The organism is Paenibacillus sp. UNC496MF (assembly GCF_900113915.1).
GTDB classification, from domain to species: Bacteria; Bacillota; Bacilli; order Paenibacillales; family Paenibacillaceae; genus Paenibacillus_Z; species Paenibacillus_Z artemisiicola.
The window spans coordinates 192,022-205,856 of the sequence record NZ_FORE01000007.1 but is presented as its reverse complement, the minus strand read 5'-3'; the positions used below and the strand labels follow the sequence as shown (position 1 = coordinate 205,856).

The following is a 13,835-nucleotide window of genomic DNA, read 5'->3' as shown; positions in this document are numbered from 1 at the left end:
CCAGCATCTTACAATTGTAAACGAAGACCCCGCCCCGCATACAGTCCCGAACGCAAAAAAACCTCCCGGCACGGGAGTCGATTGCCGTTATATCACCTTTGCCTGAAAACGCGAAAAAGGCCGGTCCCCAGAATGATCGCCATTCCGAAAACCGGCCCTGCTTCGATGCGGTCGGAGGGATTTGAACCCTCACGCCTTGTGGGCGCCACCCCCTCAAGATGGTGTGTCTGCCGTTCCACCACGACCGCGGAGTGCGATATGAAGTTGTCCATATCGAAAAAGGTAAAGTGAGTCATGTAGGACTCGAACCTACGACACCCTGATTAAAAGTCAGGTGCTCTACCAACTGAGCTAATGACTCGCATGAAAGCGAGAATGGTGACCCGTAGGGGACTCGAACCCCTGTTACCTCCGTGAAAGGGAGGTGTCTTAACCACTTGACCAACGGGCCGCGTTTTGTTGTTTTTCGACAAGCTTTTCGCAAACAACAAAAGTTATTATAGCGAACCCTCGGGGCGATGGCAAGACTTTTTTTCGAGCACCATGGGGGCAGATACGCGAGGCGCTTCCCCGTCATCGGCCCGGTTGAACGGAAGGCTGTCCGGCTGTCCGGCCGACATAATCCGTATTGTTCGCGTTAGCCTGACGGTCTATGCAACGAAAGCACCCCTTCTTCGTATGCAGAGCCCCTGGCTCCGGCATCGAAGGACGCATTGCGGCAATAAAAAAAGCCCTTTCGATTAAAGGACTTGTCCGAGTTAAGGTTGGTGCGGTCGGAGGGATTTGAACCCTCACGCCTTGTGAGCGCCACCCCCTCAAGATGGTGTGTCTGCCGTTCCACCACGACCGCAAAGCGATATGAAATGCCATATCGAGTATTCAATTGGTGACCCGTAGGGGACTCGAACCCCTGTTACCTCCGTGAAAGGGAGGTGTCTTAACCACTTGACCAACGGGCCCTAACGTCCGTTCTCCTTGGATCGCGAGTTCGGACTTGCTAAAACGGCCCTGCGGCCTTAAGCCAATAAAATGGCGGAGAAGGAGGGATTCGAACCCTCGCACCACTTACGCAGTCTAACCCCTTAGCAGAGGGTCCCCTTGAGCCACTTGGGTACTTCTCCAAGAGAAATGGCTCCCCGAACAGGACTCGAACCTGTGACAACTCGATTAACAGTCGAGTGCTCTACCAACTGAGCTATCAGGGAATAGCAATTAGTGACAAGCAATAATGTATCATGTCTTGGAAGCGAAGTCAAGCTGAAAAAGCACCAGCTGTCCGCGGCATTTGCCGCACGCGTAACGCCGCGGATCCGTCCTCCGCTTGCGCATATACTCCATCCCGCAGCTGCGGCACTGCAGCTTGAACCGGAACGGCTCGGCCTTGCGCTTCTCGCCCGCCGGAAGCGCCTTGCAGTACCTCGTCCCGCCTACCTTCGCCAGCAGCTGCTTGAAGTCGTCGTCGCGGTGGTTGTACCCGCGTTTCAGCAAATGCAGGTGATAGTGGCACAGCTCGTGCTTGATGATCTTCTCCGTCTCTTCCTCGCCGAAGTTGCGCAGCTGGTGCGGACTGATCTCGATATCGTGCGTCTTGGTGAAGTAACGGCCGCCCGTGGACTTCAGCCTTCCGTTAAAGGAAGCGCGATGGCGGAACGGCAAGCCGAAATATTGCAGCGACACCCGCTCTACCCATTTCTGCAACACTTGATCCTGCATCTTCAATCTCCTTACCCGGTTATACTTGAATTTTAAAGGACGAATACGCTACACTGTCAAGAGGCTTTACTCGGAATCCTATCGAAAGGAGATTCATCACTATGGCAATTATGCGATACATCGTCATGAAACACGGGCAGGAGGTGTCGTTCGTCGAAATGCCCGCGTCGCACGCGTACCAGCTGAGCGCGCTTAATCTTCGCCTCCATAAAGAGATCGACAAGCTGACGGCCAGCCACGTGCCGGCGCTGCCCTACGCGATCGCCGAATGCGCGGACGTCGAGCTGCACGACAAGTCGATCGCCGTCCACTCCGGCCTGGATTATTTGAATCTGCTGGAACGCGACTTCGCCTCCATTGAAGAGAAATCGTACCCTCTCGTCTCGCTGCTGACGGAGATCCGCGCCCTGCAGGCGCAGCTCGAGCAGTGGTACGAAGAAGAATACGAGCAGTAAAACGCGAAAAACCGACTTTTGTTGCGCGCGCGGCAGCTGGACTTGCACGGACATCCGCCTACTTCCATACACTGTTAGTACAACGAGCGAAGACTGGAAGGAGGGCGACGGCGATGCCGCAATGGCTGTGCAACCAACTGATGCGCGCGTTCCTGAAGAAGGACCGCCGGCAGATCCGGCTGCTGAACGACTGCTGGTATTTCTATCGTACCACTCAACGGCCCGAAGACGATTCCGCAAGCTTATAAACGAGGCGCGCGCGGACAATCGGCGTTCAAGGAAAAGGGTGCTATCTCTTTGCAGTGACGGACGTCCGCGACTGCTCGGAGATAACACCCTTTTTTGGCGCTCCGCGGCAGCTGCTTCCGCGGGCGCCGGTCAGCCCGGCTTGCGCATCGTCAAGCCGACCCGGCCTTTTTTGAGATCGACGTTCAGCACCCAGACCGTCACCGTATCGCCGACGGCCACTACGTCGAGGGGATGCTTGACGAATTTGCCGCTCAGCTGCGAGATGTGGACGAGCCCGTCGTTCTTGATGCCGATGTCGACGAACGCCCCGAAGTCGATGACGTTCCGCACGGTGCCCTGCAGCTCCATGCCCGGCGTCAAGTCCTCGATGCCGAGCACGTCGGTATGGAAGATCGGCGCGGGGAGCTCCTCGCGCGGGTCGCGGCCGGGACGCAGCAGGCTGTCCACGATGTCGCGCAGCGTCGGCGCCCCGACGCCGATCCGCGCGGCGATCTCGTCCGGCTTCAGCGCGGCGAGCGCCGCCCGGAACGGCTCGCTGCCGAGGCCGTCCAGCTTCAGCCCCAGCTCGGCGCACAGCTTGTCCACGACGGCATACGATTCCGGATGAATCGGCGTCCGGTCGAGCGGATTGGCGCTCTCGGGCACGCGGATGAAGCCGATGCACTGCTCGTACGTCTTCGCGCCGAGCCGCGGCACCTTCTGGAGCATCTTGCGGTCGGTGAAGACGCCGGTTTCTTCGCGGAACTTCACGATGTTCTTCGCCGTGGTCGCGTTGATGCCCGCCACGTAGGCGAGCAGCGACGGCGACGCCGTGTTGGCGTCGACGCCGACGTGGTTGACCGCCGACTCCACGACGCCGCCGAGCGTCTCCTCGAGCCGCTTCTGGCTGACGTCGTGCTGGTACTGCCCGACGCCGATCGCCTTCGGCTCGATCTTCACGAGCTCGGCCAGCGGATCCTGCAGCCGCCGCGCGATGGACACGGCGCTGCGCTCGGCGACGTCCAGCTTCGGAAATTCCTCGGCCGCCAGCTTCGAGGCCGAGTACACGCTCGCCCCCGCTTCGTTGACGATAATGTACTTGAGGTCGCCCGCCCCCGCCTTCTTGTCCGTCTTCCGCTTCCCGATGAGGCCCGCGATGAACTGCTCCGTCTCCCGCGACGCCGTGCCGTTGCCGATGACGATCAAGCCCACGCCGTACCGGTCGATCAGGCCGTTGATCAGCTTCTCCGCTTCCGCCACCTTGTTGTTCGGCGGCGTCGGATAGGATACGGCGACCTCCAGCAGCTTGCCCGTCTCGTCGACGACCGCCAGCTTGCAGCCCGTCCGGAAGGCCGGGTCGACGCCGAGCACGACGCTGCCGCGCACCGGCGGCTGCAGCAGCAGATTGCGCAGGTTGGCCGAGAAGATGCCGATCGCGTGCTCCTCCGCCTTCTCCGTCTGCTCGCCGCGCACTTCGCGCTCGATGGACGGGGCGATCAGCCGTTTGTAGGCGTCCTCGATCGTCGCGACCAGCGCCGCGCGCACCTCCGGCGCCGTGCCTACCCGGACGAGCTGGCGGTCCATGTAGTCGCGGATTTTGTCCGCCGGCACGTCCAGCGCGACGCGCAGCACGTCCTCCCGCTCGCCGCGGTTGATCGCGAGCGTCCGGTGCGGCGGCAGCTTCTTCAGCGGCTCCTGATAGCTGTAATACATCTCGTAGACCGTCTCCTGCGAAGCGTCCTTCGCCTCCGTGCGCAGCACGCCGTGGTCGAACGTATAGCGCCGCACCCACGCGCGCGTCTTGGCGTCGTCCGCCAGCTGCTCCGCGATGATGTCCATGGCGCCCTGCAGCGCGTCCTCCGCCGCGACGACGCCCTTGCCGGCATCGTCGTAACGGGCCGCCTCCTTCAGCGGCTCGCCTTGGCGCGGCTGAGACAGCAGCCACTGCGCGAGCGGCTCCAGTCCTCTCTCCCGCGCGACGCTGGCCCGGGTCTTGCGCTTCTGCCGGTACGGGCGGTACAGGTCCTCGATCTCCTGCAGCTTCGCCGCCGCGACGATCGCGCCCCGCAGCTCCTCCGTCAGCTTGCCCTGCTCGTCGATCAGGCGGACGACCTCGCGCTTGCGGGTCTCCAGGTTGCGCAAGTACTGCAGCTTCTCTTCGATGGAACGCAGCTCGTTCTCGTCCAGCTCGCCGGTCATCTCTTTCCGGTACCGGGCGATGAACGGGATCGTGTTGCCCTCGTCCAGCAGCGACACCGCCGCCTTCACTTTGCCGTGCGGCAGGTTCAACTCCGCCGACACCCGCTTGACGATGGCCGCCTGCTCCGCCGCCCGCTCTTCCGGCGTCAGCTCGATTTTGCCCGAGGCGCCTTCCGCCTCTTCATCCTTCAACCGCTGCTTCGTCTCAGCCACGTTGCGATTCCTCCATCAATAACGAATAGAACCCTTCGTACCGGCGCTAGGCCGGCACGTAAGGGTTGTTGGCCATTTCAAATCCGATTGTCGTTTGCGGCCCGTGGCCGGGATAGACCCGAACCGCCGGATCCAGCTTGTACAGCTTCGTCCGAATGGAATCGTACAAGTCGCGCTCCTTGCCGCCCGGCAGGTCCGTGCGGCCGACCGACTGCTTGAACAGCACGTCGCCGCTGATCAGATGGCCGCCGCACAGCAGGCTTACGCTGCCCGGCGAGTGTCCCGGCGTATGCAGCACCGTGAACGTCCGGCCGATCAGCTCCAGCCGCTGCCCCTCCGCCAGCGCGTATTCCGCGGGCGCCGTCGTCAGCGGAGGCGTGACGTCCGACCAGCGGGCCGAACCGTTCTTCCGCGCGTCCGCCAGCCAGTCGGCTTCCTCGTCGTGCAGGTAGACCGGGCAGCCGAACGCCCGGCGCACCTCTTCGACGCCGCCCATGTGATCGAAATGCGCGTGCGTCAGCACGATTGCTTCCAGCTCCAGCCCGCGTTCGCGGATGCGCGCGATCAAGCGCTTCGGTCCCATGCCGGGATCGACCACGAACGCCCGCTTGCCCGCTTCCTCGGTGATCAGGTAGCAGTTCGTCTGCAGCGGGCCGAGCGTAAACGTCTCGATGTTCATCTTAGACGGAAGCGAGCAGCTCGCGAAGCTCGGAGACGATCAATTGCTGATACGCCGTGCCTTCACCGTAGCGGCGTCCGATCTCTTGGCGGGTTGCCGCCAGCTTCTCCTGGTAGTCCGCGGCGCCGCGGTCCGGATTGGCTTGCTTGAATGCCGCCATCGGCTCTTGTATGTAGGTCGGGCGAGGTCCCCATTGGCCGAGCACGGCGCCGCCGGTGTCGACGATCAGCACGACGGGGATGGAGCGTCCGCCGTATGTCAGGAACTGGTCGATCGCGTCGAGATGCTCTTCCATGATGAGCACCTCCACCGGCATGCCCGTCAGCTCCAGCGCCTTGAACACGACCGGAATGTTGCGCACGACGTCGCCGCACCAATCCGCGGCGATGATGACGCTGCGCAGGTCGTCGCGGTTATTCAGGGACGCGAAGAATTCGCGATCCTCCTCGTTCGTCCATTCGAACCGGCTGCCCCAGTCCTTGAACGCGTCCTGGTTCTTCGTCATGCCGTCGACGAATTGCCGCGGGCTGATGCCTTTGCCCAGCTTGTTCGCTACGTTTTTCCCCATCGTAGGATGCCTCCCTATCGCCCGTTCGGGCTTATTCGATTCCAAATCTGCCTGTCGCTTCCATTGTATCAAACCGCGTTAGGCCCGCACAAACGGTTCAGAGCGATTTGCCCCTGCGCTTCAGCAATTTGTACACGACGTAGACGATCAGCAGCGCGATGGCGATCAAGATCGCCGGCTGCACGTAAGGCGCCGCCTTCTCGTCGATGTTCTGCCAATTATCGCCGAGCGAACGGCCCAAATAGACGAACAGAAGCACCCACGGAACGGAGGCGATGCCGGTCAGCATCGTAAACCGCCAAAACGACATGCGCGCGATGCCCGCCGGCACCGAGATGACCTGCCGCATGACCGGCACGAACCGGGCCGTGAACACGATGCCGTCCCCGTACCGCTGGAACCACTGCTCGGCCAGGTCGAGATGCTTCGGTTTGATTTTGATATACTTCCCGTACTTCTCGAAGAACGGGCGGCCGGCGTAATACCCGATCGCGTACAGAATCCACTGCTGCGCGACGGCGCCCGCGAGGCCGAACAGGAACGCGCCCAAGAAGGAAATCGAATGCTGCGACACCAGGTAGCCCGCGTAGCCCAGCACGATTTCGCTCGGAATCACCTCGATCATCAGTCCGATCAAAATGCCGAAGTACCCGAGACTTTCAATCCAATCCAACAAGGTGTTAATCAAATCATGAAGCATGCTCCATCTCCCGTCCGTCGTTTTCTCTGCTCGTGCCGCTTATGCCGTACATGGATGATTTCGTCTCTCTCTTACGGTATTCTAGCATATTTGCGGACATGCCTTCCACCGCAGGCATCGCGGGCCAAGTCCGGTCATAGACTGGCAGTAAGACAAGCAGACCGATAACGGAAAGGAGACGCGGCATGCCCAAGATGTTCGTCGTCAGCAAAAAACAGCTTCGGCTCGTCTGCCTGCTGCTGCTCGCGATCGCGTTCGCGGCCGTCTGCCTGAAGTGGACGGCGTCGCGCGACGCCATGTCCGCCCCGCGGGAGACGCGCGCATTCGAACTCGTGACCGGCGAATTCAAGACGACCACGAAGGACGGCAAGGAGCTGGAGGTGTACCGCTGGGATCCGGCCTCCATCGTCGTGCATAAAGGCGAAGCCGTGGAGCTTCGGATTACCGGCGTCAACGGCGCGTCCCATCCGTTCGTCATTCACGAGCTCGGCGTGAAGGGCGAAGTGAACAAGGGGCAGACGACGGTGGTGCGTTTCACGGCGGAGCAGCGCGGCACGTTCGCCATCGAGTGCTTGACGCATACGTCGCTCGCGAACGGCGGGCCGATGGTGGGGTACATCACGGTGCTGTGAGGCGAGGTCGAGAAGCGGCGCAGGGCTTAGGGCGTCGCGGTCAAGGCAAGGCTTAGGCAAACGCCCCGTTCGCTTCGCGGTATTGGCTGGGCCCGAGCCTGGCTCCGAATCTCCCGGCAAACGTAATGGAAGAACGCGAAGACCGGCCGCGGATGCGGCCGGTCTTCTTGCCGTTGCCGGCGGCATGGCATGCCGCGTACGGCGGCGGATGGCGTGAAGGCTCCCTTCTTCGTCCGCATCGAAAGGCACGGCCCCCGCAGGCCCGGACGACCGGTGACGCATCGCCCGCCGGGCGCATATATAGGGGTAGAGAGGAGTCGGTGACGATGAAGCCATCCGGTCCCGCCAAGAAGCACGAGACCGTCTTCCCCAGCGCGCGCAAAATCAAGCGGGCCTGCGAAAACGAACTGTACCGCGCCGTCAAGCGGCTCGGCGCTTACATTCCGAAGGACAAAATGGAGCTGGCCGAGAAGCTCTACGTGCAGAAGGTGTTTTTGAATTACCAGTTCATCCATGAGAATGCCAGCAACCGCAGACTGCTCTCCGACTGGTGGGACGAGAACGTCAGCGCCGACATCGCCGAGCTGTGGGGCGTGGAGCGCGACAAGCTGTGCCGGGCGTTCCGGGAAGCGTTCGGGGGATGACCGCCGGCCGCCGCGGACATGGAACGGCAGCGCGGCCCTTCTGCTTCGGAAGAGCCGCGCTGCCGTTGTCGGGAATGAGGATCGCGCATAAAGTCAGCCGATGATCGCGAACGTTTCGACGCGCGCCGGAATGAAGCGGGAGCGGAACAGGAAGCCGTTCCGGTCGAACGTGCGGATCGTGTACGACACGTTCGTCAGCGTCGGGATGTTGTTGAACCGCACGACGCCGAAGCGGTCGAACGAGGCCGTGGACACGACGCGGCCGTTGCGGACGAGCTGGGCGAAGAAGCCCGTCGTATCGAAGGGCACGCCGTTGAACTGCACCCAGACGACCGTCAGCCGGTCGAAGATCGGGCCCGTCTGCCGGATGGGCCTGCTCGGCACCTCGCGGCGCACCATTTTGCCGGAGCCGGTCACGTACGGCTGCGGTTTGACGCGTTTGGACGCCATTTTCATCACTCCTCGTGGTGAGTTGCTTCACTATATGCGGCGAGCCGGCGCGGGGAGTGGACAATCCTCGCGGTGCAAAGGCCCGTTCTCGGAGGAGGTGCTTGCGAGGGCGCGATGCCGGCGGTGTCGACGGCGCAAGAATAGGAAAAGGCCAACCGGGCCGGGCCGGTTGGCCTTGTTCGTGCTTGTGCGGGTATGCGCCGCCGGCATCCGCCGCGCGGGTTACGCGCGCCGCCTCAGTCGGCGGCGGCGTCCGGGGCGAGCCGGGCCGTCAGCAGGCGGCTCTGCTCCGCGGCGGCCGCGGCGTCGGGCGTCACCGCGAAGCGGCGCCCGTTGGCGGCGTAGCGCCGGTCGAGCGCTTCGAAGCCCGCGTAGAACGCTTCGGCGGCGCCGGCCGCCAGCCGCGCTTCCGCGAAGCGCGCCGCGGACCGCTTCGCCCGCGCGAGCCGCGCCATCGTCACGACCGCTTCCGTCTGCTTGCCGCGATCGAAGCGGTCGAGCGCCAAGGCGCGGCGCATGAACGCCGCCGCGCCGCGGACGTCCCCGCGCTCGGCCGACAGCCGGCCGAGCGCCCACAGCAGCGGCACGGACTGCGGCTCCCGGCGCAGGCCGGCCGCGAGCAGCGCCGCCCGTTCCCGCGGCGGCGCCAGCGGCGCCAGCTCGAGGCGAATCCGGGTCCAATACGGATTCGCCTCGAGCGCCGCGCGGAGCGCGGCCGCGCGCGCGGCGCCGGAGACGGCCGCGGCCGCCTCGCGGTGGCGCACGGCCGCGTCGAAGCGCCAGCCGAGCGCGGCGGCGGCGGCGAAGCAGGCGCAGGCCGCGGCGAGCACCGCGGCCCGCGCGCGGCGCGCGAGCCGCAGCCGCCGCGCCGCCGAGCGGCTCTCGCGCGCGGCCGACGCCGGCAGCGGCCGGCCGCCGGACGCCCGCCGCGCTTCCGGCGCCGGCTCCCCGCCGGCCGTCGCCGCATGCGCCGCGCCCCCGGCAACGGCCCCTGCGAACGCCGCCGCAAGGCCGCTCCCGCGCCCGCGTTCTAAGCCGGGCAGCCGCGTCCGCCGCTCTCCGCCGCTCGCGTAATATACGCTCCAGCCGCCCAGCAACAGCCAGTAATACCCGAAGGACATGTCGAAGTCGATCAAGGCGTGCGCGAGCAGCACGCCGATCGGCAGCAGCCCCGCCCGGTCGCCGCGCCAGACGGGGCGCAGCAGCAGCGCCAGCGCGGCGGCGCCCGCCAGCAGGCCGGCGGCGCCGAGATCCAGCGCGAGCTCCGCGTACCCGCTGTGCACCTCGCTGCCCACGTACGGCTGCGACTGCACGCGCCGGAACAGGCTCCGCCAGGCGTCGCCGCCCCGTCCGAGCAGCGGCGCCTCGCGGATCAGCGTCCACGCGTCGCGATAAAACAGCGCCCGCGCGCCCGCCGTGCCGCCGCCGGTACCGCCTCCCGCGATCCGTCCGTGGATCGCGGGCGGCAGCAGCGCGGCCGACGCCGCCGCAAGAACCGCCAGCCCCGGCCACGCGAGCCGTCCGAGCCGCCGCTCCCCGCCGCGCCGAACGAGCCGGCGCAGCGCGTACAAGCCCGCCGGCGACGCCGCGCACAGCAGCAGGAGCAGCGCCGTCTCCGGCGCGCTGGCGCCGCCGCCGCTCCCGTCCGCCGCGCCCCGCAGGCCGGCGGCGACGACGGCGCGGTACGCCGCCGCGCCGCACAGCGCCGTCCAGCCGCCGTACAGGAGCCAGGCGGCACGCTCTCTGCCCTTGAGCAGCGCGCAGCCGGCGGCCCACGCGGCGGCGGCGGCCAGCCAAGCTCCGCGCGACTCGGTCAGCAGCCCGGCAAGCAGGTACGGCATGGCGCCGGCGGCGTACAGGCCGAACCGGCTTTCCGAACCGGCGCGCGCGAGCTGCAGCACGCTCCAGATCCCGTACGCGGCGGCGATCGTGCCCAGGAAGTTGGGATACTGCACGGAGCCCGCCAACCGCGCGCCGACGGCGGACACGCGGGCGTCCGCCGTCGTCAGGATCATGGACGGGAACGACGCGAACCCGAGCCAGCCCGCCAAGGCGTAGCCGGCCACGGCGAGACCCGAGGCTTGCAAGGCGGCTTCCAGCCAAGCGCGCCGTTCCCGCGCGCCGAACGCCGCGTGAAGGAGCAGCGCGAACGCCGCGTACGCGGCATACCGCAGCGCCTGCTGCAGCGTGCCGAGCACGGACGCCGGCTCGCGAAGGAGCGCCAGCGCGTAAAGCAGCGCAAGGAGCAGGAGCCCTAGCGCGGCGGGCGCCCCAACGAACCATTCGCCGCGCCCCCCGGCGATTCGCGTCCGGATCGCGCAGCCAGCCGCGACCGCGGCGCCGCCTAGGCAAAGCGGCCATTCCCAACGGTAAAACCGTTCATCGAAATACATGCCGTACCGGAATGCCGCCCCCGCCAGCGCCGCCGCGGCGGCGAGCGAGCCGATGCCGAGCCAAATTGTTCGCATGCCGTCCCCTTCTCTGCCAACCGGCTTACTTCTGCTTACCCGATCGTTCAAAAAAGGAAGACGCCGCCGGCTTCCCGGTCAACGTCTTCCCCTGCGATGATATCGTGCGAGCCATCGTTCACCGGCTCAGCTTCTGCTGCTTCAACCGGAAATACGTCCCGACCTGCTCCCGGATCAGGAATGCCCGCACCCCGCGTCGCTGCTGCTCGCTCAAGTCCACGAACCGCGCGCCGTAGCCCTCCCGCTGGCCGGTGTCGTCCTTGCGGATGATTTCCAGCCTGCACGGAAATTGCGTCTCGAGCGCCAGCGTGACGTCGAAGACGTCGCCGACGTCCAGCTTCGGCCCGCCGAACAGCAGCTTGAAGCCGATGCCGGAATCGCTCATGTTGCGCGTGACGAGCTCGAATTCCTCTTCGATCTCGAACGTGTGCCGCTCGTCGTTCTTGCCCGTTACCGTCTCCGTCTGCCGATGCTTCAGCTTGCCCTGCACCGCGACGTCGACGCGGGGCGATTCGCGCCGTTCTTCCAAGCCGGCGAGCGCGCGTTCCGGGAAGAGGACGGCAAGCGCTCCGTTCGCCTTCGCGATCACGGACGACCGCAGCCGATGGATGCCGACCGGCGAGTAGACGGTCAGGTTGACGGGATCGCCGAGTTCGAAGTTCCGGAATTCCGTCAGCTCGATTTCCATCATGTCGCCTTCGGCGTGCGTGAGGACGCCGGTAGACACGTAGCCGTCCTTCTCGACGACCGTGCGGCTGTGCAGCAGCGCCTTCAGCGAAAACTTCCCGCGATCGCCGCTGCCGTATACGTCCTGGATTTTTGCCTTCATGCCTCCTGCCATTCTCCTTTTCCTCCCCCATAATGAAAAAAAGCGCATCCTTCACAACGGAGCCGCTTCCTGTTCCCCGGCGTCGACCGGGGGTACATTTCGGCAGCCAGGCTGTCAATCGTCCGCGTTCGCGAACCTTAGACCCTTTGGCTTTGCGTCCTTGCCTTTCGGCAAGTTTGCTAGTATCGATGTCTATGAAGTTGTGAATTCGAATGACAATCGGCGGTGCTCATCGTCCTAGACTTCCTTGACGATCATGAGGCCGTGCTCGTCCTTCAGGTCGATCTGGTAGGCGGCCGGCGGCGACGATCCGTCGGCTTCGCGGATGATCCGCACGACCGGCCGGTGCACCGCGAGCGGGTTGTTCACGGCCACGACCGCGATCTGGCCCGTATTGAGCTGGACCGTCGTCGCGACGGGATAGATGGATATATGCCTGCAGAAAATCTGGATCAATTCCAAGTCGAAATACGTATTCCCCGCGGCGAACAAAAATTCGATCGCTTCGGTCGGCGTGAACCGTTTCCGGTGCGGCCGCGCGGAGGTCAGCGCGTCGTAGACGTCGGCGATGGCGACGATCTGCGCGTATTCGTGAATCTCGTCCCGCTTCAGCTTGCGGGGATAGCCGGAGCCGTCGTACCGTTCATGATGCTGGAACGCGCAGTGCGCCGACAGCAGCGAGATGTCGTGCTGCGCCCGGATCAGGTTGAATCCTTCCTCCGTATGCTTCTGCATCTGCAGCCGTTCGGCCGGCGCGTACGGCCCCGTCTTCTTCAGCAGCTCCTTCGGGATCCGCGTCATGCCGATGTCGAAGAGCAGCGCGCCCATGCCGAGTTCTTCCAATTGATTTCGATTATACCCTTTTGCGAGGCCCATAATACCTGCGAGAATCGCGACGTTGAGCGAATGATGGAAGAGATAGCTGTCGGCGACGTGAATGTTGGTCAGGCTGACCATCACTTCCTCGCGGCCGACGAGATCCTGCACGATGTCGCCGAATACTTTGCGGAACGTCCGCCCGAGCTCCGGCGCGATCGTGCGGCCTTTGATGACCGGCTGATCCATGATCGAGGTCATCGTTTTGAATATCGATTCCGTTGCCCGTTTCCGCGTGTCGTCCTGAATGGCGGCGCTCGGCTCCAAGCCTTCCGTCAACGGATCGTCGATAAATAAGATATCGATGCCGAGCCCCATCAATCTGTCGATGAAACGCTGGTTCAGCTCCACGCCGGCGCCGAGCAGCACGTTTCCGTTTTCCTGCAAAATCGGGCGGGCAAGCCGTTCTCCCGGAGCAACGGAGGTAATGTGCATTTTTCTCATAGATGTTCTCCCGCCTTTATCGCGCGCTGGCCGTTCATGCCTGCAGCGCTGCCGGTTCGGCTTCTTGCGTTTTGCTTGCGTGTTTGTCCGCGTACATCTTCTTGTCGGCGCCGAGCGTCAGCTGGCCGAGGTCCTTCCCGTGATCCGGGAAAACGGAGCAGCCCGTCGAGACCGACAAGCGGAGCCCGATCTTGCGGGATAGGGCGAGCAGCTGGTCGTGGATCCGTTTCGTGATCCGTTCGATCGCCTTGTCGTCCGCGTAAGGGCAGATCAGAATGAATTCGTCTCCGCCCCACCGGGCCACGAACTCGCCGCGTTCGGCGCAGAGGCGCAGCGTCTCCGCGATGAGGGCGAGCGCCGAATCCCCCTGCTGATGGCCGAACCGGTCGTTCACGTCCTTGAAATCGTTGACGTCGAGCAGCATGACCGCCATCCGTTTCCGCTTGCGGGACGCCTGGCGCTGCAGCTTCCGGAACGTCGTTTCGATGAACCTCCGGTTGTAGACGCCCGTCAAGGCGTCGACCGTCGCGTCCGTCTTCAGCCGGTCGTAGCAGCGGCCGAGCAGCCAGCCGGCGGGCAGGACGACGGCCGCGAACGCGCCGAGTCCGGCTTCGACGGGGAGCAGCGCGCGTCCTTGCGACGCCATATAACATAAACCCGCGGACGCCGCCGTCATGCCCAATGCCGCGGCAACCCCGACAACCTGCCCGTTCTTCGCCATCCCGCCGATCCCCTTT

General features: G+C 64.4%; 14 protein-coding genes, 7 tRNA genes and 1 riboswitch. Of the genes, 4 read left to right on the top strand and 17 right to left on the bottom strand.

Going from position 1 to position 13,835, the window contains the following annotated elements:
• Positions 1-166: 166 nt before the first annotated feature.
• The 8 genes from BMZ79_RS12680 to BMZ79_RS12645 all read right to left on the bottom strand — a co-directional run bounded on the left by BMZ79_RS12680 (position 167) and on the right by BMZ79_RS12645 (position 1,713).
• Positions 167-248, bottom strand: a tRNA-Leu gene (locus tag BMZ79_RS12680).
• A gap of 40 nt (positions 249-288) precedes the next feature.
• Positions 289-361 (bottom strand) — tRNA-Lys (locus BMZ79_RS12675).
• 15 nt (positions 362-376) lie between these two features.
• A tRNA-Glu gene (locus BMZ79_RS12670) sits at positions 377-451 on the bottom strand.
• Between the two features lie 314 nt (positions 452-765).
• Positions 766-850, bottom strand: a tRNA-Leu gene (locus BMZ79_RS12665).
• Between the two features lie 34 nt (positions 851-884).
• Positions 885-959, bottom strand: a tRNA-Glu gene (locus BMZ79_RS12660).
• Positions 960-1,030: 71 nt separating this feature from the next.
• A tRNA-Ser gene (locus tag BMZ79_RS12655) sits at positions 1,031-1,121 on the bottom strand.
• An 8-nt stretch (positions 1,122-1,129) separates the two neighbouring features.
• Positions 1,130-1,205 (bottom strand) — tRNA-Asn (locus BMZ79_RS12650).
• A 28-nt stretch (positions 1,206-1,233) separates the two neighbouring features.
• A complete protein-coding gene (locus tag BMZ79_RS12645; RefSeq protein ID WP_090640653.1) occupies positions 1,234-1,713 on the bottom strand; it encodes a SprT family protein in 480 nt (159 codons plus the stop codon).
• Between the two features lie 101 nt (positions 1,714-1,814).
• Between BMZ79_RS12645 and BMZ79_RS12640 the strand changes: the two genes are divergently transcribed.
• Together BMZ79_RS12640 and cmpA are read left to right on the top strand one after the other, a co-directional pair.
• The gene (locus tag BMZ79_RS12640) at positions 1,815-2,168 is read left to right on the top strand and encodes a hydrolase/acyltransferase (RefSeq protein WP_090640652.1); all 354 of its coding nucleotides are present in this window, start codon (positions 1,815-1,817) and stop codon (positions 2,166-2,168) included.
• Between the two features lie 113 nt (positions 2,169-2,281).
• A complete protein-coding gene (gene cmpA / locus BMZ79_RS12635) occupies positions 2,282-2,416 on the top strand; it encodes a cortex morphogenetic protein CmpA (RefSeq protein ID WP_090640650.1) in 135 nt (44 codons plus the stop codon).
• Positions 2,417-2,546: 130 nt separating this feature from the next.
• On the opposite strand, the gene BMZ79_RS12630 is transcribed toward cmpA, so the two are convergent.
• The 4 genes from BMZ79_RS12630 to BMZ79_RS12615 form a co-directional block, all read right to left on the bottom strand.
• Positions 2,547-4,808 (bottom strand): Tex family protein, encoded by a 2,262-nt coding sequence (locus tag BMZ79_RS12630; RefSeq protein WP_090640649.1) that lies wholly within the window; start codon positions 4,806-4,808, stop codon positions 2,547-2,549.
• A 46-nt stretch (positions 4,809-4,854) separates the two neighbouring features.
• Positions 4,855-5,487, bottom strand: a complete 633-nt coding sequence (locus BMZ79_RS12625) for an MBL fold metallo-hydrolase (RefSeq protein ID WP_090640647.1) — start codon at positions 5,485-5,487, stop codon at positions 4,855-4,857.
• Position 5,488: 1 nt separating this feature from the next.
• Positions 5,489-6,055: a thioredoxin family protein gene (locus BMZ79_RS12620; protein ID WP_090640645.1), complete on the bottom strand. Its 567-nt coding sequence runs from the start codon at positions 6,053-6,055 to the stop codon at positions 5,489-5,491.
• 97 nt (positions 6,056-6,152) lie between these two features.
• The gene (locus BMZ79_RS12615) at positions 6,153-6,755 is read right to left on the bottom strand and encodes an undecaprenyl phosphate transporter UptA (RefSeq protein ID WP_090640644.1); all 603 of its coding nucleotides are present in this window, start codon (positions 6,753-6,755) and stop codon (positions 6,153-6,155) included.
• 185 nt (positions 6,756-6,940) lie between these two features.
• On the opposite strand from BMZ79_RS12615, the gene BMZ79_RS12605 reads away from it, so the two are divergent.
• Together BMZ79_RS12605 and BMZ79_RS12600 are read left to right on the top strand one after the other, a co-directional pair.
• On the top strand, positions 6,941-7,387 hold the full coding sequence (locus BMZ79_RS12605; RefSeq protein WP_090640640.1) for a cupredoxin domain-containing protein: 447 nt from the start codon (positions 6,941-6,943) through the stop codon (positions 7,385-7,387).
• A gap of 326 nt (positions 7,388-7,713) precedes the next feature.
• Complete coding sequence (locus tag BMZ79_RS12600) at positions 7,714-8,031, top strand: dehydrogenase (protein ID WP_090640638.1); 318 nt, start codon at positions 7,714-7,716, stop codon at positions 8,029-8,031.
• A gap of 93 nt (positions 8,032-8,124) precedes the next feature.
• Here BMZ79_RS12600 and BMZ79_RS12595 read toward each other — a convergent pair whose 3' ends face one another.
• From BMZ79_RS12595 to BMZ79_RS12575, 5 genes are all read right to left on the bottom strand, one after another.
• Positions 8,125-8,481 carry a hypothetical protein gene (locus BMZ79_RS12595; protein WP_090640636.1) on the bottom strand — a complete coding sequence of 119 codons (357 nt, stop codon included), beginning with the start codon at positions 8,479-8,481 and terminating at the stop codon, positions 8,125-8,127.
• Between the two features lie 236 nt (positions 8,482-8,717).
• Entirely contained in the window at positions 8,718-10,949 is a 2,232-nt protein-coding gene (locus tag BMZ79_RS12590) for an O-antigen ligase family protein (RefSeq protein WP_090640635.1), read from the bottom strand.
• A 118-nt stretch (positions 10,950-11,067) separates the two neighbouring features.
• Positions 11,068-11,778 (bottom strand): PilZ domain-containing protein, encoded by a 711-nt coding sequence (locus BMZ79_RS12585; RefSeq protein ID WP_177222126.1) that lies wholly within the window; start codon positions 11,776-11,778, stop codon positions 11,068-11,070.
• Positions 11,779-11,876: 98 nt separating this feature from the next.
• Positions 11,877-11,969: riboswitch (cyclic di-GMP riboswitch) on the bottom strand.
• A 46-nt stretch (positions 11,970-12,015) separates the two neighbouring features.
• A complete protein-coding gene (locus tag BMZ79_RS12580) occupies positions 12,016-13,098 on the bottom strand; it encodes an HD-GYP domain-containing protein (RefSeq protein WP_090640631.1) in 1,083 nt (360 codons plus the stop codon).
• Between the two features lie 34 nt (positions 13,099-13,132).
• The gene (locus tag BMZ79_RS12575) at positions 13,133-13,819 is read right to left on the bottom strand and encodes a GGDEF domain-containing protein (RefSeq protein ID WP_090640630.1); all 687 of its coding nucleotides are present in this window, start codon (positions 13,817-13,819) and stop codon (positions 13,133-13,135) included.
• Positions 13,820-13,835 lie beyond the last annotated feature (16 nt).